The 18,316-nt window shown below is 74.1% G+C and carries 18 protein-coding genes; 5 read left to right on the forward strand and 13 right to left on the reverse strand.

Annotated features, from left to right (window positions below):
• Nucleotides 1-79: 79 nt before the first annotated feature.
• Nucleotides 80-460: an ArsR/SmtB family transcription factor gene (locus ACIQF6_RS31845; RefSeq protein WP_400901265.1), complete on the reverse strand. Its 381-nt coding sequence runs from the start codon at nt 458-460 to the stop codon at nt 80-82.
• Nucleotides 461-568: 108 nt separating this feature from the next.
• On the opposite strand from ACIQF6_RS31845, the gene ACIQF6_RS31850 reads away from it, so the two are divergent.
• Nucleotides 569-1,663, forward strand: coding sequence for an NADH:flavin oxidoreductase/NADH oxidase (locus tag ACIQF6_RS31850; protein ID WP_400901267.1), 1,095 nt, complete (start codon nt 569-571; stop codon nt 1,661-1,663).
• Here ACIQF6_RS31850 and ACIQF6_RS31855 read toward each other — a convergent pair.
• Complete coding sequence (locus tag ACIQF6_RS31855) at nt 1,639-2,901, reverse strand: MFS transporter (protein ID WP_400901269.1); 1,263 nt, start codon at nt 2,899-2,901, stop codon at nt 1,639-1,641. The two genes, ACIQF6_RS31850 and ACIQF6_RS31855, sit on opposite strands and share 25 nt — an antisense overlap.
• A gap of 55 nt (nt 2,902-2,956) precedes the next feature.
• Between ACIQF6_RS31855 and ACIQF6_RS31860 the strand changes: the two genes are divergently transcribed.
• Nucleotides 2,957-3,742, forward strand: coding sequence for an AraC family transcriptional regulator (locus ACIQF6_RS31860; RefSeq protein ID WP_400901271.1), 786 nt, complete (start codon nt 2,957-2,959; stop codon nt 3,740-3,742).
• A 41-nt stretch (nt 3,743-3,783) separates the two neighbouring features.
• On the opposite strand, the gene ACIQF6_RS31865 is transcribed toward ACIQF6_RS31860, so the two are convergent.
• Nucleotides 3,784-4,104 (reverse strand): hypothetical protein, encoded by a 321-nt coding sequence (locus ACIQF6_RS31865; RefSeq protein WP_400901273.1) that lies wholly within the window; start codon nt 4,102-4,104, stop codon nt 3,784-3,786.
• A gap of 184 nt (nt 4,105-4,288) precedes the next feature.
• On the reverse strand, nt 4,289-4,987 hold the full coding sequence (locus ACIQF6_RS31870) for a FadR/GntR family transcriptional regulator (protein ID WP_400901275.1): 699 nt from the start codon (nt 4,985-4,987) through the stop codon (nt 4,289-4,291).
• A gap of 169 nt (nt 4,988-5,156) precedes the next feature.
• On the opposite strand from ACIQF6_RS31870, the gene ACIQF6_RS31875 reads away from it, so the two are divergent.
• Together ACIQF6_RS31875 and ACIQF6_RS31880 are read left to right on the forward strand one after the other, a co-directional pair.
• A complete protein-coding gene (locus ACIQF6_RS31875) occupies nt 5,157-5,681 on the forward strand; it encodes a gluconokinase (protein ID WP_400901277.1) in 525 nt (174 codons plus the stop codon).
• Nucleotides 5,682-5,751: 70 nt separating this feature from the next.
• Nucleotides 5,752-7,152, forward strand: coding sequence for a gluconate:H+ symporter (locus ACIQF6_RS31880; RefSeq protein ID WP_400901279.1), 1,401 nt, complete (start codon nt 5,752-5,754; stop codon nt 7,150-7,152).
• A 105-nt stretch (nt 7,153-7,257) separates the two neighbouring features.
• Here ACIQF6_RS31880 and ACIQF6_RS31885 read toward each other — a convergent pair whose 3' ends face one another.
• From ACIQF6_RS31885 to ACIQF6_RS31910, 6 genes are all read right to left on the reverse strand, one after another.
• Nucleotides 7,258-8,841: a glycerol-3-phosphate dehydrogenase/oxidase gene (locus tag ACIQF6_RS31885; RefSeq protein WP_400901281.1), complete on the reverse strand. Its 1,584-nt coding sequence runs from the start codon at nt 8,839-8,841 to the stop codon at nt 7,258-7,260.
• A gap of 68 nt (nt 8,842-8,909) precedes the next feature.
• Nucleotides 8,910-10,433, reverse strand: a complete 1,524-nt coding sequence (gene glpK, locus ACIQF6_RS31890) for a glycerol kinase GlpK (RefSeq protein ID WP_400901283.1) — start codon at nt 10,431-10,433, stop codon at nt 8,910-8,912.
• Nucleotides 10,434-10,694: 261 nt separating this feature from the next.
• On the reverse strand, nt 10,695-11,459 hold the full coding sequence (locus ACIQF6_RS31895; RefSeq protein ID WP_400901285.1) for an IclR family transcriptional regulator: 765 nt from the start codon (nt 11,457-11,459) through the stop codon (nt 10,695-10,697).
• Nucleotides 11,460-11,558: 99 nt separating this feature from the next.
• Nucleotides 11,559-12,770, reverse strand: coding sequence for a serpin family protein (locus ACIQF6_RS31900; protein ID WP_400901287.1), 1,212 nt, complete (start codon nt 12,768-12,770; stop codon nt 11,559-11,561).
• Between the two features lie 127 nt (nt 12,771-12,897).
• Complete coding sequence (gene mmuM / locus ACIQF6_RS31905; RefSeq protein ID WP_400901339.1) at nt 12,898-13,812, reverse strand: homocysteine S-methyltransferase; 915 nt, start codon at nt 13,810-13,812, stop codon at nt 12,898-12,900.
• Nucleotides 13,813-13,991: 179 nt separating this feature from the next.
• Nucleotides 13,992-14,498 carry a carboxymuconolactone decarboxylase family protein gene (locus tag ACIQF6_RS31910; RefSeq protein WP_400901289.1) on the reverse strand — a complete coding sequence of 169 codons (507 nt, stop codon included), beginning with the start codon at nt 14,496-14,498 and terminating at the stop codon, nt 13,992-13,994.
• 360 nt (nt 14,499-14,858) lie between these two features.
• On the opposite strand from ACIQF6_RS31910, the gene ACIQF6_RS31915 reads away from it, so the two are divergent.
• On the forward strand, nt 14,859-15,395 hold the full coding sequence (locus tag ACIQF6_RS31915; protein WP_400901291.1) for an EF-hand domain-containing protein: 537 nt from the start codon (nt 14,859-14,861) through the stop codon (nt 15,393-15,395).
• 280 nt (nt 15,396-15,675) lie between these two features.
• On the opposite strand, the gene ACIQF6_RS31920 is transcribed toward ACIQF6_RS31915, so the two are convergent.
• Genes ACIQF6_RS31920 through ACIQF6_RS31930 form a run of 3 tightly spaced genes read right to left on the reverse strand, consistent with a single transcriptional unit; the run spans nt 15,676 to nt 18,256 of the window.
• The gene (locus ACIQF6_RS31920; RefSeq protein ID WP_400901293.1) at nt 15,676-16,128 is read right to left on the reverse strand and encodes a DUF6917 domain-containing protein; all 453 of its coding nucleotides are present in this window, start codon (nt 16,126-16,128) and stop codon (nt 15,676-15,678) included.
• Entirely contained in the window at nt 16,125-17,060 is a 936-nt protein-coding gene (locus tag ACIQF6_RS31925; protein ID WP_400901295.1) for a Gfo/Idh/MocA family protein, read from the reverse strand. Before ACIQF6_RS31925 ends, ACIQF6_RS31920 begins: the two co-directional genes overlap by 4 nt.
• A complete protein-coding gene (locus ACIQF6_RS31930) occupies nt 17,057-18,256 on the reverse strand; it encodes an Ldh family oxidoreductase (RefSeq protein ID WP_400901297.1) in 1,200 nt (399 codons plus the stop codon). The genes ACIQF6_RS31925 and ACIQF6_RS31930 overlap by 4 nt, the downstream gene beginning before the upstream one ends.
• Nucleotides 18,257-18,316: the final 60 nt, after the last annotated feature.

An 18,316-nucleotide genomic window follows, 5' to 3' on the forward strand; every position in this document is an offset into this window, starting at 1 on the left:
GTCGCCGAAGTCCATGGCGGGGACTCGCCGCAGGAATTGACGGATCGTCAGGCTCGTGGCCCGCGGTTCGGTCGGAAGGTCAGCGGGCAGCCGGCTTCGGGGTGGGGAAGCACGGCTCGGCGGCGGCCAGCACCGCGTCCAGCAGGCCAGGAAAGCGCTCGCCGAGATCGGCCAAGCGCAGTGTGTTCATCTTAGAAGTGCCGCGCCGATGCTGACGAATCAGGCCCGCTTCACGAAGGACCCGAAAGTGATGTGTCAATGTCGACTTGGTGACTGGAAGGTCGAATGCGAGGCAATTCAGCTCGTCGCCCCCCGCCTCCGCGAGTTCGGCGACGATCCGCAGCCGGGTCGGGTCGGCGAGCGCGTGCAGCACCGTTTCCAGCCGCAGCTCGGCGACGGCCGGCTCGGGCAGCAGCCTCGGGCAGTCCGGGTCGCCCGCACAGTCCTGGTCGATGGTCACCCGTCCATAGTACGAGAGTCCTCGTAGTTTGACAGATCTCGTAGTACGGCAGCTATCGTACGAAGCGAAGAGAATGCCACCGTCGGGACCACAGGAAGGACGGGCCCCATGAGCGCCCTGTTCGAGCCGATCACCCTCCGTTCGCTGACCGTCCCCAACCGGATCTGGCTCAGCCCGATGTGCATGTACTCGGCCCCCGCCGACGGCCCCGAGACCGGCGTCGCCACCGACTTCCACCTCGCCCACCTCGGCTCCCGCGCCGCCGGCGGCGCCGGACTGGTGATGGTCGAGGCCACCGGCGTCCGCCCCGACGGCCGGATCTCCCCCTGGGACCTCGGCCTGTGGAACGACCGCCAGCAGGAGGCGCTCGCCCGGATCGCCGCCCTGATCCGCGAGCACGGCTCGGTCCCCGCGATCCAGCTGGCCCACGCCGGCCGCAAGGCCTCCACCGCGAAGGCGAGTGCGGGCGGCGGCCCGCTGGCCGTCGAGGACGGCGGCTGGCCGGTGGTCGGCGCCTCGCCGATCCCGTTCGACGACGGCTACCCCACTCCCGCGGAGCTGACCGAGGCCCAGATCGCCGAACTGGTGCAGGACTTCGCGTCCTCCGCCCGCCGCGCACTGGCCGCCGGCTTCCGGGCGGTCGAGGTGCACGGCGCCCACGGCTACCTGATCCACCAGTTCCTGTCCCCGCTCACCAACCACCGCACCGACGGCTACGGCGGCGACTTCGCCGGCCGCAGCCGACTGGCCCGCGAGGTCGCCGCCGCGGTACGGGCCGTCTGGCCCGCGGACCTCCCCGTCCTGTTCCGGATCTCCGCCACCGACTGGGTCACCGACCGGCCCAGCTGGACCGTCGACGAGAGCGTCCTGCTCGCCAAGGAACTCCAGGCCCTCGGCGTCGACCTGATCGACGTCTCCTCCGGCGGCATCGTCCCGCGCGCGAACATCACCGTCGGGCCGGGCTACCAGGTGCCCTTCGGCGCGCAGATCCGGCGCGAGGCCGGCCTCCCGGTCGGCACCGTCGGAATGATCACCGAACCGGCCCAGGCGGAGCAGATCCTCACGGCCGGCGACGCGGACGTGGTCCTGCTGGGCCGCGAGCTGCTCCGCGACCCGTACTGGCCGCTGCACGCCGCGAAGGCGCTGGGCGCGGAGCGCACCTGGCCGGTGCAGTACGGCTACGCGGTGGGCTCCAGGGGCTGAGTCGACGGGGGCGCGGGGGCGGCGGCGTCCGCAGCGCCCCCGGCCCCGCCCGTCCCGTCGCCGTCCGTCCCGTCGCCGTCCGGTTCGGCCCAGTCCGCCCGGGGTTCGACCATGAACATCCCCAGCAGCACGCCCAGCACCGGCACCGCCGGAAGCACCGTGAGCACGCCCTGGGGGCCGTGCGACTGGGCGACGAGGCCGAACAGCGGGGCGATCAGGCCGCCGACGCTGACGGCGAGGCCGAGGGTGACGCCGGCGGCGGTGCCGGGGCGGGTGGGGAGGTAGTCCTGGCCGAGTTTCACCAGGACGGCGAACGGCAGGTTGAGCATGGCGCCGGCCAGCACGGCGAAGGCGAGCGGCGCCCACTGGCCCGGCGTCACCCGCAGCAGGACGAGCGCGGGGGCGGTGAGCGCCGTCCCCCACTGCGCGGTGCGGACCATGCCGATCCGGTCCGCCAGCCGGCCGCCGCCCAGGGTGCCGACCACGCCGCCGAGCAGGAAACAGGTCAGGGCCGCGCCCGCCAGCAGGTGGGAGGCGCCCAACTGCCGCAGCCAGTACAGCTCGATGAACGTGCTGACCCCGAAGAAGGCCACCGAGCGGACGATCTCCACCCCGGTCAGCACCAGGAACGGCCGCCACCGGTCTTTCCCGGTGCGGGCCGCGCTCCCGCCCGACCCGCCGCGGCCGCGGTGCCGGGCCCGGTACAGGACGGCGGCCATCACCAGCGCCGGCAGCACGAACACCGCCGTCGCCCGCACGCCCCACGCCGTGAGCAGCGGGGTGGCCAGCACCGGCGCGAGGAAGAAGCCGACGCTGCCGCCCGCCGCGAAGACGCTCATCGCGCTCGCGCTGTCGCCCGCCGCCTCCCGGGCGGCCCGCCCGGCCGCCGGGTGGAACGCGGCGACCCCGAGGCCGGAGAGCAGGACCAGCAGCCACACCAGGGCGTAGCCGTCGGCGAGTCCGCTCAGGCCGACGCCCAGCCCGGCCAGGGCCAGCCCGGCGGCGGACAGCCACGGCAGCGGGCGGCGGTCCACCAGCAGGCCGACCAGCGGCTGCGGAATCGCGCTGCCGAGGGTGGCCGCGAGCGTCAACCCGCCTGCGGCGACGTAGCCGTAGCCGCGTTCCAGCACGAAGTAGGGGACCACCGCCGGCACCAGGCCCTGGTACAGGTCGTCCACGGCGTGCGCCGCACCCCACAGTCTCATCCGGCGCCACACGCCGGCCCGATCCGTTGTCATGACGCCCAGCCTGGCCGCCGACCCGCCGGGCTGGCTTCCGCTACTCTGCCAATCCATGTCGCCGACCCGCCAACCTCCGGCCGACCCGCCCCGACCGCCTTCGCGGGCGCCGCACCAGAAGGAGACCGGCCCGAGCCGCCACCGGCTGGTGCACCGGGAGCGGATCGCCTGGCACTGGCACGACGTCAACCAGCTGATCACGCCGGGGCTCGGCGTGCTGGAGGTGAGCACCCCGCACGGCCGCTGGGTGGTGCCCCCGCACCGCGCGGTGTGGCTGCCCGCCGGCGTCGCGCACACCCACCGGTCCCACGGGACGAGCGAGTTGAGGTGCCTGGTGTATCCGGCCGGGACGAACCCGCTGGGGCTGGCGGCGCCCGCCGTGCTGGCCGTCACCCCGCTGCTGCGCGAGATCATCGCGCACCTCACCGGCCCGGACGCCCCCGTCGGACGGCCGGCCCGGACGCTCGAACTCGCCGCACTGGACCAGCTCGCACGCGCCCCCGAACTGCCGCTCGGCCTGCCGCGGCCCACCGACCCGCGCCTGCGGGACGTCGCCGCGCTGCTCACCGCCGATCCCGCCGACGGGCGCTCGCTGGCCGAACTCGGCCGGGCCGTCGGCGCCGCCGAACGCACCCTGAGCCGGCTGTTCCGCCGCGAGCTGGGCCTCGGCTTTCCGCAGTGGCGCACCCAACTGCGGCTCCAGCACGCCCTGGTGCTGCTCGCGCAGGGCCGCTCGGTGACGTCCACCGCCGCCGCCTGCGGATTCCGCTCGCCGAGCGCGTTCATCGAGGCGTTCCGGCACGCGTTCGGCACCACCCCCGGCCGCCACCGGCAGCCGTGACGGGCGGTCGGCCGCGTCGGGACGGCTGCCGTGACGGGCGGTCAGCCGCGTTGCGGGTGGCTGCCGTACGGCTGGGGGCGGCGGGTGCGTTCGCGCGAACCGTCCAACGGGCCTATCGAGTTGGGGGCGCGGCGGCGGGACGCGGCGACCTGGCGGGAGACCACCACGTCGATCAGGCACCAGGCCGTGACGAAGACGCCCATCGCCATCATCGCCAGCGCGGGCACGATGATCGTGGTGTGCGACCAGGACGCCAGGACGGCGACGATCACCGTCACCACCGTGAAGGCGAATGCCAGCCCGGCCCGGACCGCGGCGTCCCGCACCTCGTCCGGCAACCGACTGCGCCGACGACGCGCCATCGCCCACCCCCCTGTCGGATGCGCACCCGTCCGGTGCTACCCAGGCTGCCCAATAAGGGTGAAGGTATGCCGCCACCCGGCTGAATTCCACTCAAACCGGGCGTGTTGCGCCGACGGACCGTCAACCCCCCCCGTCCAGGATCGTATTCCGCCCGGCAAGAGGGCCGATCGGGCCGACGGGGCGTCAGTCGGGCAGGGTGGCGTCGAGCTCCTCCAACGCGCCGGCCACGATGGTGCGCATCGCCTGTTCCGCCAGCTCGGGATCGCCCGCGCAGATCGCCTCGGCGACGTCCCGGTGCAGCTGCACCGCGTACTCGCGCGGCCGGTGCGGCATCAGCCGGTGCTCGGTGCGGCCGGTCAGCACCGCGCCGACGGTGTCCTTCAGGTGCGCGAACATCTCGTTGCCGGACGCCCGCAGCACCGTCGCGTGGAAGGCGATGTCGTGCTCCAGGAAGGACTCCAGGTCCGCGGCCCGGGCGGTGACGGTCAGCTCGACGGCCAGCGCGCTGAGCTCCCGGCGGTCGTCGTCGCTGGCGTTGCGGGCCGCCAGCGCCGCCGCGGCCGGCTCCACCGCGACCCGCAGCGAGCCGAGCGAGCGCAGCTGCGCGGAGCGGCCGGCTCCGGCCAGCCGCCAGCGGATCACCAGCGGGTCGAACACGTCCCAGTCGCTCTGCGGCCGCACCGTGATCCCGACCCGGCGGCGCGGCTCGACCATCCGCATCGACTCCAGGATGCGCACCGCCTCCCGCACCACCGTGCGGGACACCCCGTGCTGCGCCTCCAGCTCCTCGGTGCGCAGCACGGTGCCCGCGGGCAGCTCGCCGGAGGCGATCGCGGGGCCGAGGTGGGCAAGCAGTCGGCCGGGCAGGCCCTGGATCTCCATCCCGCCAGCCTATCGGCGAGGCCGCGGCCGACCCGGGGGCGGGGGAGCGGTGAACGCCTCCCACCTGCGGCGATGCACATAAGTATGACGATTAGGTTTCGGCGGCTTGAATAAGTCATACCTTTGGGTCTACCTTGCCCAGGACCAGGCAAGGACAGGAGCACCACCCATGGCTCTCAGCGTCGAGAACCAGAAGCCGCCCGTCATCGTGGTGATGGGCGTCTCCGGAGTCGGGAAGACCACCGTCGCCCGACTGCTCGCCCACCGCCTCGGCCTTCCGTACGCCGAGGCCGACGACTTCCACCCCGCCGCCAACATCGCCAAGATGAGCGCCGGGACCCCGCTGGACGACCACGACCGCGAACCCTGGCTGCGCGCCCTCGGCGCCTGGCTCGGGGAGCGCGCCGAGGCCGGCACCGGCGGCGTCGTCACCTGCTCCGCCCTCAAGCGCAGCTACCGCGACATCCTGCGGGACGCCTGCCCCGAGGCGTTCTTCCTGCACCTGACCGGCAGCCACGACCTGGTCGGCGACCGGATCGCCCACCGCACCGGCCACTTCATGCCGCCCTCGCTGCTGGACTCCCAGTACGCCACCCTCGAACCGCTCCAGGCGGACGAGAGCGGCACCGTGCTGGACGTCGACGCCGACCCCGACACCCTCGTCGATCGCGCCGTCGTCGGCCTGGCGAGCTGAGCCCCGCCCCGCCCCACCCCGTCACACCCCGCCGCCGCCCACCGGACCCCCGGGCGACGACGGCCCGTCAATGGAGACTCGCGTGACCCCCACCCTGCTGGCCGCCGCGGCGCCGGCGCTCCCCCACACGTCCAGCAACGGCCAACTGCTGCTCGCGGTGCTGCTCAGCATCGGCGCCATCGTGCTGCTGATCACCAAGTTCAAGCTGCACCCGTTCCTGGCGCTCACCCTCGGCTCGGGCCTGCTCGCCGCCGTCGCCGGCGCGCCGTTCGACAAGCTGCTCAGCAGCTTCTCCACCGGCTTCGGCTCCACCGTCGCCTCCGTCGGCCTGCTGATCGGCCTCGGCGCGATGCTCGGCAAGCTGCTCGCCGACTCCGGCGGCGCCAACATCATCGCCGACACGGTGCTCGCCCGGACCGGCCCGAAGATGCTGCCCTGGGCGATGGCGCTGATCGCCGCCGTGCTCGGCCTGCCGCTGTTCTTCGAGGTCGGCGTCGTCCTGCTGATCCCGATCGTGCTGCTGGTCGCCCGCCGCGGCAACGTCCCGCTGATGCGGATCGGCATCCCCGCGCTGGCCGGCCTGTCCGTGCTGCACGGCCTGGTGCCCCCGCACCCGGGCCCGCTGGTCGCCGTCGACGCCCTCAAGGCCGACCTCGGCGTCACCCTCGCGCTCGGCCTGCTGATCGCCGTCCCCACCCTGATCGTGGCCGGCCCGCTGTTCTCCCGGTTCGCCCAGCGCTGGGTCGGCCCGCTGGAGATCCCCGCCGACACCGCGCCCGTCGACACCGCCAAGCACGGGAAGACCCCGCGGTTCGGCGCCGTCCTGGTCACCATCCTGCTGCCGGTCGTGCTGATGCTCGGCAAGGCCCTCGCCGACGTGGTGGTCGACGACCCGAAGAACACCGTTCAGCGGTTCTTCGACTTCATCGGCTCCCCGCTGATCGCGCTGCTCGCCGCCACCCTGCTCGCCATGGTCACCCTCGGCCGGGCCGCCGGGTTCGACAAGGCCCGGATCTCCGCGACGGTCGGCAACTCGCTCGGCCCGATCGCCGGCATCGTGTTCATCGTCGGCGCGGGCGGCGGCTTCAAGCAGACCCTGATCGACGTCGGCGTCGGCAACGCCGTCAGCGAGTGGTCCGGCAAGTGGCACATCTCCGCGCTGCTGCTCGGCTGGCTGATCGCCGTGCTGATCCGCCTCGCCACCGGCTCCGCCACCGTCGCCACCATCACCGCCGCCGGCATCGTCGGCCCGCTGGCCGCCGACATGTCCACCACCCACGCCGCGCTGCTGGTGCTCGCCATCGGCGCCGGGTCGCTGTTCCTGTCGCACGTCAACGACGCCGGCTTCTGGCTGGTGAAGGAGTACTTCGGGATGAGCGTCGGCCAGACGCTGAAGTCCTGGTCGGTGATGGAGACGGTGATCTCGGTGGTCGCGATCGCCCTGATCCTGCCGCTCAGCCTGATCATCTAGCGCCCGAGCGCCCCACAGACCGCGACGCCCTCCGGATCCCGCTTCTCTCCCGGAGGGCGTCGTCGTGTCTTCGGACGGCCGGCGCGTCGGCGGCTCCGCGGGCGCCTACCGCGCCAGCAGCTCCGCGGTCCGCTTGCGGACCTCCTCGGTGTCCAGCCCGCGCACCGTCAGCGTGGTGCGTCGCCGCAGCACGTCGTCCACCGTGTACGCCCACTCCTGCTCGGCCGCGTACGCCACCTGCGCCCACACGTCCGGCCCGCCCGGGTGCACGCGTTCGCCCAGTTCCGGGCGCTCGGCGATCATGCGGGCGATCTCGAACGACAGCGTGCCGTAGTGGGTGGCCAGGTGCCGGGCCACCAGCGGGTCCATCCGGGAGCCCGGCTCGCGGTCCATCAGCAGGCGGTGCGCGACCGCCTGCGGGGCGCCGATGCCCGGCAGCGGCACGGTCGCCGGGATGGGCGAGACGTCCTCGGCCAGGCCCACGCCCCGGGCGTTCTTCAGCTTCTCCAGCACCACCCGGCCGATGTGCCGGTAGGTGGTCCACTTGCCGCCCGCCACCGACAGCATCCCGGCCCGGCCCTCGGTGACGACGGTCTCCCGCTTGGCCGCGGCCGTCGCCCCCGGACCGCCCGGCAGCACCCGCAGGCCCGCGAAGGCGTACGTGATGTCCTCGCGCCGCAGGTGCTCGTCGCGCACCGCGTGCCCCGCCTCGGACAGGATCTGGTCGATGTCGGCGTCGGTGGCCCGCACGTCCAGCGGGTCGCCGACGTACTCCTCGTCGGTGGTGCCCAGCAGGACGTGGTCCTCCCACGGGATCGCGAACGACACCCGGTACTGGTCGATCGGAATGGTCAGCGCGGCCCGCCACGGGGCCTGTCGGCGCAGCACCACGTGCGCGCCCTTCGACAGCCGGATCGACGGCTCGGCGCCCGGGAACTCCATCCGCCGCAGGTGGTCCACCCACGGGCCGGTGGCGTTCAGCACCAGGCGGGCGTCGATGCCGAACTCGGCGCCGTCCAGGCGGTCGCGGACCTCCGCTCCGGTCACCCGGCCGCGGGTGAAGCGCAGACCCGTCACCTCGGCGTGGTTGAGCACCACCGCGCCCGCGTCCACCGCCGCGCGGACCGTCATCACGGCCATCCGGGCGTCGTTCATCTGGTGGTCGCCGTACACCGCGACGCGGCGCAGGCCCTCGGTGCGCAGCCCGGGCACCGCGCGGGCCGCCTGCGCGGGGGAGACCACCCGGCCCAGGCCGTCGCGGAACGCGGACAGCGCCGAGTACAGGAACACGCCCGCGCCGAGCTTCGGCGCCGAGTGCGGCCCGCCCTCGTAGACGGGGACGAAGAAGGTCAGCGGGTTGACCAGGTGCGGGGCCACGTCGGTGGCCAGCGCCCGGCGCTCCTTGTGGTTCTCGGCGACCAGCCTGACCGCGCCGGTCTGCAGGTAGCGCAGCCCGCCGTGGACCAGCTTGGAGGACGCGGAGGAGGTGGCGTTCGCGAAGTCCCCGGCGTCCACCATGGCCACCTTCAGCCCGGCCTGGGCGGCGGTCCAGGCGGTGGCGGTGCCGAGGATGCCGCCGCCGATGACCAGCAGGTCGTAGCGGGCCCGGCCGAGCAGCTCGCGGGTGGCGGCACGGGAGGCGACGCGGCCGGCGGCGCGCTCGGCGCCCAGGGTCGGGATGCTTGCCATGGTGTGTGCGGCGGGCCCGGTTCTCGCCGGTCCGCGTCTCCTTTCGGTGATGGGTCTCTGACTGGGCGTCAGAGCTGCGGCTGCTCGTCGTCCTGCTCGATCCAGCCCATGGTGCGCTCCACCGCTTTCAGCCAGTTGCGGTGCTCGCGCTCGCGGGTCGCGTCGTCCATCCGGGGGGTCCACTCGGCGGCCCGGTGCCAGTTGGCGCGCAGGGTGTCCAGGCAGTCCCAGAAGCCGACCGCCAGGCCGGCCGCGTAGGCCGCGCCGAGCGCGGTGGTCTCGGCGACGTACGGGCGCTCCACCGGGACGTCCAGCACGTCCGCGATGTTCTGCATCAGCAGGTTGTTGGAGGTCATGCCGCCGTCGACCTTCAGCGCGGTCAGCGTGACGCCGGAGTCCTTCTGCATGGCGTCCACCACCTCGCGGGTCTGCCAGGCGGTCGCCTCCAGCACCGCCCGGGCCAGGTGGCCCTTGGTGACGTACCTGGTCAGGCCGGTGATCACGCCGCGCGCGTCGGAACGCCAGTACGGCGCGAACAGGCCGGAGAACGCGGGCACGAAGTACGCGCCGCCGTTGTCCTCGACGGTGCCCGCCAGGGTCTCGATCTCGGCCGCCGTCGAGATGATCCCGAGCTGGTCGCGCAGCCACTGCACCAGCGAGCCGGTGACCGCGATCGACCCCTCCAGGGCGTACACCGGCGGCTGGTCGCCGATCCGGTAGCCGACCGTGGTGAGCAGCCCGTGGTACGAGTTGACGATCCGTTCGCCGGTGTTCAGCAGCAGGAACGTGCCGGTGCCGTACGTCGACTTCGCCTCGCCGACGTCGAAGCAGGTCTGGCCGAACAGCGCGGCCTGCTGGTCGCCGAGCGCCGCCGCGACCGGCACGCCCGCCAGCACGCCGACCGCCTCGCCGTACACCTCGGCGGAGGAGCGGATCTCCGGCAGCATCGCCATCGGCACGCCGATCGACTCGGCGATCCGCTCGTCCCACTCCAGGGTGTGCAGGTTCATCAGCAGGGTGCGCGAGGCGTTGGTGACGTCCGTGACGTGCCGGCCGCCGTGCACACCGCCGGTCAGGTTCCAGATCACCCAGGTGTCCATGGTGCCGAACAGGATGTCCCCGGCCTCGGCGCGCTCGCGCAGACCCTCGACGTTGTCCAGCAGCCAGCGGATCTTCGGCCCGGCGAAGTAGCTGGCCAGCGGCAGCCCGGTCTCCCGGCGGAACCGGTCCTGGCCGACGTTGCGGCCCAGCTCCCGGCAGAGCGCCTCGGTCCGGGTGTCCTGCCAGACGATCGCGTGGTGCACCGGCTCGCCGGTGTGCCGGTCCCACAGCACCGTGGTCTCGCGCTGGTTGGTGATGCCGACCGCCCGGATGTCCTCCCGGGTCAGCCCCGCCTTGTCCAGCGCGCCGCGCACCACCGCCTGCACTCGGGTCCAGATCTCCGCCGCGTCGTGCTCGACCCAGCCCGGCTGCGGAAAGATCTGCGCGTGCTCCTGCTGCTCGACGGCGACGATCCGGCCGTCCGCCCCGAACAGGATGCACCGGCTGGACGTGGTGCCCTGGTCGATCGCGGCGATGTAGCTGGCAGTCATGCGGTTCCTCGGCTCGGCTCGGCTCAGGGATGTCGACGGGGGAGTGGGGGCCGACCCTTCGTCAGTCCCCGTGCGCGCAGGTCCGGCAAACCACGCGGGCGGCGCGGAACACCCGGACTCTCCAGCCGTCGTTCGACAATGTCGACCGACGTTTGGAAGCCAACCGCAGCCGGACGCCCGACGTCAAGGCGTTGTGACCCGCGACGCCCCCGACGGACACGCACCGCCGTCGAATGATCACCCGGCGCCCACCACGCCCACTCAGAACCGGTGCGCCCCCAGGTCGCGGGAGATCGCCCGGGCCGCCGTCCGCACCGACGCCACCAGCGACGGCCGCACCGCACCGCCCTCGCACACCGTCTCCACCGCGCCGCTCACGCACACCGCGCCCACCGGGTTGCGCCGCCGGTCCTGGATCAGCGCCGCCACCGACGCCACGCCCTCCCAGGTCTCCTCCACCGCGTCCGCCCAGCCCCGCTCCCGCACCAGCGCGCACTGCGCGTCCAGCGCCGCCGGATCGGTCACCGTCCGCGGCGTGAATGCCTCCCACGGCCCGTCGCCCAACTCGCCGCGCGCCACCGGGTCGTACGCCAGCAGCACCTTGCCCAGCGCCGTCGCGTGCAGCGGCTGCATCGAACCGACCTCCAGCACCTGCCGGGTGTCGTCCGGCCGGAACACGTGGTGCACCACCAGCACCCCCCGCTGGTGCAGCACCCCCAGGTACACCGTCTCGCCGGCCGCCCGCGCCAGGTCGTCCGCCCACACCAGCGCCCGGGCCCGCAGCTCGTGCACGTCCAGGTAGCTCTGGCCGAGCCGCAGCAGCTCCGCCCCCAGCTGGTACTTGCCGCTGTCCGGATCCTGCTCGACGAACCCCTCCTGCTGGAGGGTGCGCAGGATGCCGTGCGCCGTGCCCTTCGCCAGCCCCAGCCCCGTCGCCACCTCCGACAGGCCGAGCCGCCGCTCCCCGCCCGCCAACAGGCGCAGGATCGCGGCCGCCCGCGACAGCGACTGGATCGCACCGGACACCGGCCCACCTCCATGACCACCGGTCGGCCATGCCGACCCCACCTACCGTCCTCCGACCGTACTACCCCGCCGCCCCCGCCCGGACGCCCGGCCGCACGATCAAGCCCCCGCCGCGCCCGGCTCCGCCACCCAGCCCGCCATCAGCACCAGGCCCGAGGCACGGTGCACCGCCAGGAACGCGAACGGCCGGTCGAACTGCGCCACCGCCCGGCGCACCCGGAACCGGCGGAGGACGACCGACGCGGACCTCGTCATCGCCACCGCCGTCACCGCGCCCGCCTCGAAACCCTTCGCCGAGAACTCCGCCATCGCCACCTGCCGGGCCTGCGACACCTTCAACGGAAAACTGCGGCTGATGCCCCGGAACCAGTCGCCGTCCCGGACGGCCGTCCGCAGACCGAACAGCTCCGCCGCCGACAACAGGTCGTGCTCGGCCCGGACGGTGAAACCCGCCGTCCGCAGCTCGCCGACATCACCCGACGACGCCGACTCCACCGTCGTCAACTCCAGCCCCGGCCAAGGCTTCCCGTCCACCCGGTCGGCCACCGGCAGCCGCCCCGCCCCACCCGACACCAGCTCGAACCCGGCCGCCACCACCGCACCCGGCGCCGCGTCGCGCCCGCCCAGCACCAGATGGACGTCCACCTCGCCGTCCCCCACCACCCGGACCTCCGTCACCGGGCCCGCCGAGGTCTCCGCCACCGAGATCCGCTCGAACAGCTCCGGCCCGGACCGCGCCAACTGCTCGAACTCCCGCCCCGCCCACGGGCCCCCGGCCACCGGAAAACGGCCCCTCCGGAACGGCGCCGCCCAGTCCGTCCGCACCGTCACCGCCGACGCCAGCACCAACTCCGCCCCGGCGAGATCCATCGGCAGCTGCCGCACCAGGCCACCGGTCCGCTCCGCCGCCCAACGGTCCAGCGCCGCCCGATCGGCAGCAACCTCGCCCGTCAACCTCCCCCACGACGACGCGCCCAGCTGCGCCACCCAGCCGGGCTCCACCTCGACCCGCTCCGCCGTCCACAACCCGAGCGCCGCCGCACACCCCGGCGTCCGCCGCACCAGCCCCAGCAACTCACGGGCCGCCGCCGGAGCCTCCTCGGCCGAAACCCCCAACGCCCGCCCCAACTCCGACCGGACCGGCTCGCCCGCCCCCGCCGCCAGCATCGCCAACAGCGGCCACACCCCCACCGCCGTCCACACCTGCCCGGCCTCGAACGCCAACTCCCGCCCCCACCGCGCCCCGAGACCGTTCACCAACCCGACCGCCCGCACCACGACCCCTCTCCGCCCGTCGATCACCGCGACCATCCTCCCGCCTCCGCACCCGGCCGCCCCTGCGGCCGGCCCGGCGATTCGGGGGCCGGGCCGGCCATCGGGCCCTCCCGGCCGGCCCGCGCCGCGCGGTCCGGCGTTCCCCGGCTTCGGCGCGTGGCGGTCACCCGGAGAGCGCCGCCGCCAACTCCGCGATCCGGTCCGGGCCCACCCGGCAGCAGCCGCCCACCAACCGGGCGCCCGCCGCGACCCAGCGCGGCGCGTCGACAGGGTCGAAGGCAGGCGGGCCCGCCCAGCCGTCGGCCGCCGCGTCCCAGCCCTCACCGCTGTTCGGGTACGCCACCGCCGGCCGGCCCGTCACCTCCACCGCCAGCGACACCGCCGCCGAAACCTCCTGCGGCGCACAGCAGTTGACGCCCACCGCCACCACCTCCGGCACGTCCGCCAGCAACGCGAACGCCTCCGCCAGCGGCTCGCCGCCCCTGGTCCGGCCGTCCGCCGCGCCGAACGAGAACCACACCGGCAGGCCCAACCCCCGGACACAGTCCGCCAGGACGGACGCCTCCAGCAGGTCGGGCACCGTCTCCACCGCCAGCACGTCCGGCCCCGCCGCCGCCAACACCTCCAGCCGCGGACGGTGGAAGGCGGCCAACTCGGCGGCGGACAGCCCGTAATGACCCCGGTACTCGGAGCCGTCCGCCAGCACCGCCCCGTACGGACCCACCGACGCCGCCACCCAGCGCGCCCGCCCGTCACCCAGCTCCGCCGACGCCTCCTCGGCCGCCTGCCGCGCCAACTCCACGCTCAACGCCAGCAGTCGGTCCGCTTTCGCCGCGCCCACGCCGCGCCCCGCGAACCCCGCCCGACTCGCCTGGTAGCTCGCCGTGGTGGCCACCAGCGCCCCGGCCGCGAAGAACGCCCGGTGCGCCGCCACCACCTGCCCGGGATCGTCCAGCAACAGCCGCGCCGACCACAGCGCGTCCGAGAGATCGCAGCCCTGAGCTTCCAACTGGGCGGACAGCCCGCCGTCCAATACCACCGGCCCGGTCGCCGGCGCCGACGACGACACCGCCGACACCGCTGCCGCGAAGGCCGCACCGGGATCGGACCCGCCCGGACCGGACCCGCCCGGACCGGACCCGCCCGGACCGGACCCGCCCGCGCCGCCGAACGCCCCCGCGCCGTCGAATGTCGCTGCCACCCCTCCAGCCTGCCGCACCGCCCGCCGCCGGGCGAACCTGCGGACCCTGGGGCGCGCTAAACCGCCGGCACCGGCCGCGAGGTGACCGCGATCCGGTTGTACGTGTTCACCACCGCCGCCGCCCAGGCCACGAACGCCGCCTCCGGATCGGACAGCACCGCCCGCGCCGCCCGCTGCGCCCGCGCGCCCTCCGCGTGGTCGGGGAGCCGGGTGACCGCCTCGGCGAGGGCCAGCGCGGCCTGCTCGCGGGGCGTGAACAGCGGGCCGGACTCCCGCCAGGCCGTCAGCCGGTCCAGCCGCTCGTCCGACTCGCCGGCCTTCCGTGCCGCCGCGGTGTGCAGGTCCACGCAGTAGGTGCAGCCGTTCAGCTGCGAGCAGCGCAGCCGCACCAACTCCAGCAGCAGCGGCTCCATCCCGGCTGCCGCCGCGGCCTGCTCCACCGCGCCGTGCAGCGCGTGGACGGCGGCGAAGGCCTGCGGGGCGAGCTCGGTCATCGGGAGTGCGGGGAGTGCCCCGGACGCAAGGGGCGCGGAGGCGGCGGAGGCCGCAGAGGTGTCGGTCACGGAGCGAGACTAGAGGCCCGGCGCGGGCCCGCCGACGACCTGCCGGGCCCCGATCACCCACTCGGGAGACGGACCACGAAACCGTTGACCACGTCCCCAAATCGTGTCTGGGGCCTTGGAGTTCAACGACACCTGGCCTGACGGTCAGTCAATACGCGAAATATGTCACCCACTTGGCGGCACGCCGAGGAAGTGGAGTGAACCGCGCCGGTAGTGTGACGTTCCGTGGCCGACCGCACTGATTGTGTGATCGCCATTCATTCGAACCCCGGCGGGCGACACTCGCCGCCCTGTGCCCGGACGTCCCTGGACGTCCCTGGGCCGGCCGCCGCCCGCAACAGACTCACGTGGAGACACCCGATGACCATTTCCGTGCAGGCCGACCGCACCCAGAAGCGCTTCGACCTCTGGGACGTGAACGGCGACGGCCAGATCGACCGTGACGACTGGAACGCCGAGGCCACCCGCATCCTGCAGGCCTTCGGCGAGACCTCGGCCTCCCCGGCCGGCCGTGCGCTGACCGAGGCCTACCTCGGCATGTGGAGCTTCTTCGCCGAGAAGGCCGGCATCGACGAGCACGGCGGCGCGCTCACCCCCGAGCAGTTCAACCACATCGCCGAGGAGCACGTCCTGGAGAACGGCGGCGCCGGCTTCGGCCGCATCGTCAAGCCGACCATCCAGGCCATGGTCGAGCTGGTCGACGTGGACGGCGACGGCCAGGTCAACCCGGCCGAGTTCAAGACCTGGCTGGACGCCATCGGCGTCGAGGGCATCGAGCCGGCCGACGCCTTCCGCCAGATCGACGCCAACGGCGACGGCCAGCTGTCCGTCGACGAGCTGGTCCACGCCGTCCGCGCCTACCACGTGGGCGAGCTGGACGTTCCGCTGCTCGGCTGAGCCCCACCGCGCGGCCGGCGACGGCCTGACGCAACCGGGCCCGGAACGGGGAAGGCGCCCCCCGATCCGGGCCCTTGTGGCATGCCGGGACACGCTCGGCCGCGCTGCGGTGCCCATGCTGTGGTGCCCGTACTGCGGTGGACGCCTGCATTCGGCGGCCTGGGGTGGACGGCCTGCGGTGGACGGTCTGTGGTGGGCGGCCTGTGCCGTGCTGCGGTCGGCGGGCTGCGGTGCCGGCGGCTGCGGCCCGGCGGGACCCCGTGGCCGCCGGGCCGGTCGTTCAGGACTTCGCGGCCGCCGGGACGAACCGCACCGGCAACTCCGGCCGCAGGTCCAGCTTCTCGCCGGTCAGCAGCCGGTCGGCTGCGATCAGCACGTTGTAGTGGTTGGGGAAGTGGCAGGCGTCGAAGCCCAGCACCGTCCCCACCCGGTGCTCGCCGACGAACACCTCGTCGCCCCGGTCCAGCACCCCCGCCGCCGCGATCTCCGCGAAGCCGAGGAATCCCACCCGGTCGATCCGCGCACCCGCCGCCGTGTCCCGCTGATCGGTGGTCACCAGCTCGTGCACCTCGCCGGCCCGCACACACCGGCTGGCGAACGGCTCCAGGCACATCCCGCGCTCTGTCCGGCTGTGCAGCAGCACCTTCACCAGGGTGCCCGTCACCGTCCGCTTAGGCCCGTTCTCCCTTACCACGACCGGTAGTTGGGGCCGCTCGCCACGTTGCCGGATCATCCGCGCACCCCCGCCCGCTCGGCCCGGTACGCCGCCTCGACCACCCGTAGCGCGTCCACCCCGTCCGGGCCCCGGCCGTTCTGTCCGCTCGGGTCGGCGGCGGTCAGCAGTCCGGCGAATTCGGTGACGATGCCGACGTACTCGTGCCACAGCGACTGCTTGAACCCGTCGTGCCCGGCCAGCAGGTCCGCCCGCAGCACCGAGCCGTCCGCCAACTCCACGGCGACGTCCTTCAGTTCACCCGGATAGGACCAGTCCAGCTCGATCCGGCCGCGCACCCCGCCCGCGCCCGACAGCTCCAGCACCGCCGACCGGTCCACCCCGGTCCCGTCCCGCACCACCGCCGCAGCGTCCACGTCCATCGGCCCGGCCAGCAGCCGCAGCAGGTCGTACGCGTTCGGGCCGTTGTCGGCGACGCAGCCGCCGCCGCAGCGCGCCGGGTCCAAGTACCAGCGGTCCCGGCCGACATGCTCCTCGATCAGCTCGAAGTACCGCGCCGTCACCGACCGCACCGGCGCCGCGCTCTCCAACGTTCGGCGCAGCTCCCGCACCGCCGCGTTGTACCGTCGGTGGAACGCCGTGAACAACGGCACCCGGCGCTCCGCCGCCAGCGCCGCCAACTCCGCGCCCTCCGAGGCCCGCAGCGCCAGCGGCTTCTCCACGCACACCGGCAGCCCCGCCCGCAGTGCGTCCCGGCAGATCGCCAGATGCCGGTCGTTCGGAACGGTCACCACCACCGCGTCCAGCCCGCCCGCCGCCAGCATCGCCCGGTGGTCCGTGAAACACCCCGCCCGGTCGGCGAATTCACGCAGCAGCTCGGCGTCCCGGTCGCAGACCGCCGCCAGGCACACCCCCGGGACCTGCTCCAGCGCGGTCAGGTAGAACCGCGAGATCACCCCGAGGCCGATCACCCCCACCCGCAGGCCGCTCACTCCGCCACCTCCACGGCTACCGGACGGACACCGAACTGTTCGGCCACCGCGGCGAGTTCCGCCAGCAGCGGCGCCGCCAACGGCACACCGTCGCGGCGCGCCTCGGCGGTCCGCCGCGCCTCGTGCCAACCCGGGTAGACGACCGGCCCGGCCTGATCCCCGGCCGGCGGACAGTCCAGCACCGTGCCGAACAACGTCCTTGCATCCGCCGCCAGTTGATCCGGATCGCGGAGCGTCGCCGGGGCGATCGCCAGGGCGAACAGGCCGATGTCGTCGTCCCGGCCGGTCGGGCCGCCGTCCCCGTCCAGCGCCGCCGGTTCCGGGCCGAGACCCGCACCGGGCAGCAGCGCCGCCAGCACCTCCACCATCAGACCCAGCCCGAACCCCTTGAACTCGGCGCCCGAACCCGACCCCAGCCACAACAGATGCGCCTCGCCCCGGTCGAACGCGGCCGGGTCGGTCACCGGCCGGCCGTCCTCGTCGGCCAGCCACCCCTCCGGAATCGACCGCCCCGCCCGCGCCGCCGCCCGCACCCGCCCCGTCGGCACGGCCGTCGTACTCATGTCCAGGACGTACGGCGGAAGTTCACCCGCCGGCGCGGCCACGCTCCACGGATTGGTGCCGAGCAGCGCGACCGCACCGCCCGGTGGGCGGGCGATCCGCTGCCGGCCGCAGTTCGACGCCAACAGCCCGACCATGCCGCGCCCGGTCACTCGCGCCGCATGGTGCCCGGCGCACCCGAAGTGCGTCGCCCGCCGTACGGACACCAGCCCGATGCCGAACCGCTCGGCCCGCTCCGCCGCCAACTCCATGGCCGCGCCCGCCTGCCACAGCCCGAGCGCGTTCCCCGCGTCCACCAGCACCGCGGCCCCCCGGTCGGCCACCACCGCCGGCTCGGCCAGCGGATCGGCCCGCCCCTCCGCCAACAGCGGCAGATACAGCCGGGACAGATTCACCAGCCCGTGCGACTCCATCCCCGCCGCATCCCCGTAGCACAGCGCCTCCGCCGCCGACCTGGCCCGGTCGGGCGGCAGTTGGTGCGCGACGAACACATCGGTGGTGAACCGGAGCAGCTCGTCGTACGGGACGCGAACGGTGCGGACGGAGGGATCGTCGGAGGGGTGGGAGGAGGGGTGGACGGAGGGGTGGGACGAGGGGCCGGCGGCGGAATCGGGCGCGGACGCCACGGTACTCATGGGGAAACGGTCTCCTTGCTGGTGGGAAGGTGAAGTGGTGGCCGGAATCGCAGAGTTGGC

It is taken from the genome of Kitasatospora sp. NPDC092948, from assembly GCF_044754805.1.
In the GTDB taxonomy this organism is placed as follows: Bacteria; Actinomycetota; Actinomycetes; order Streptomycetales; family Streptomycetaceae; genus Kitasatospora.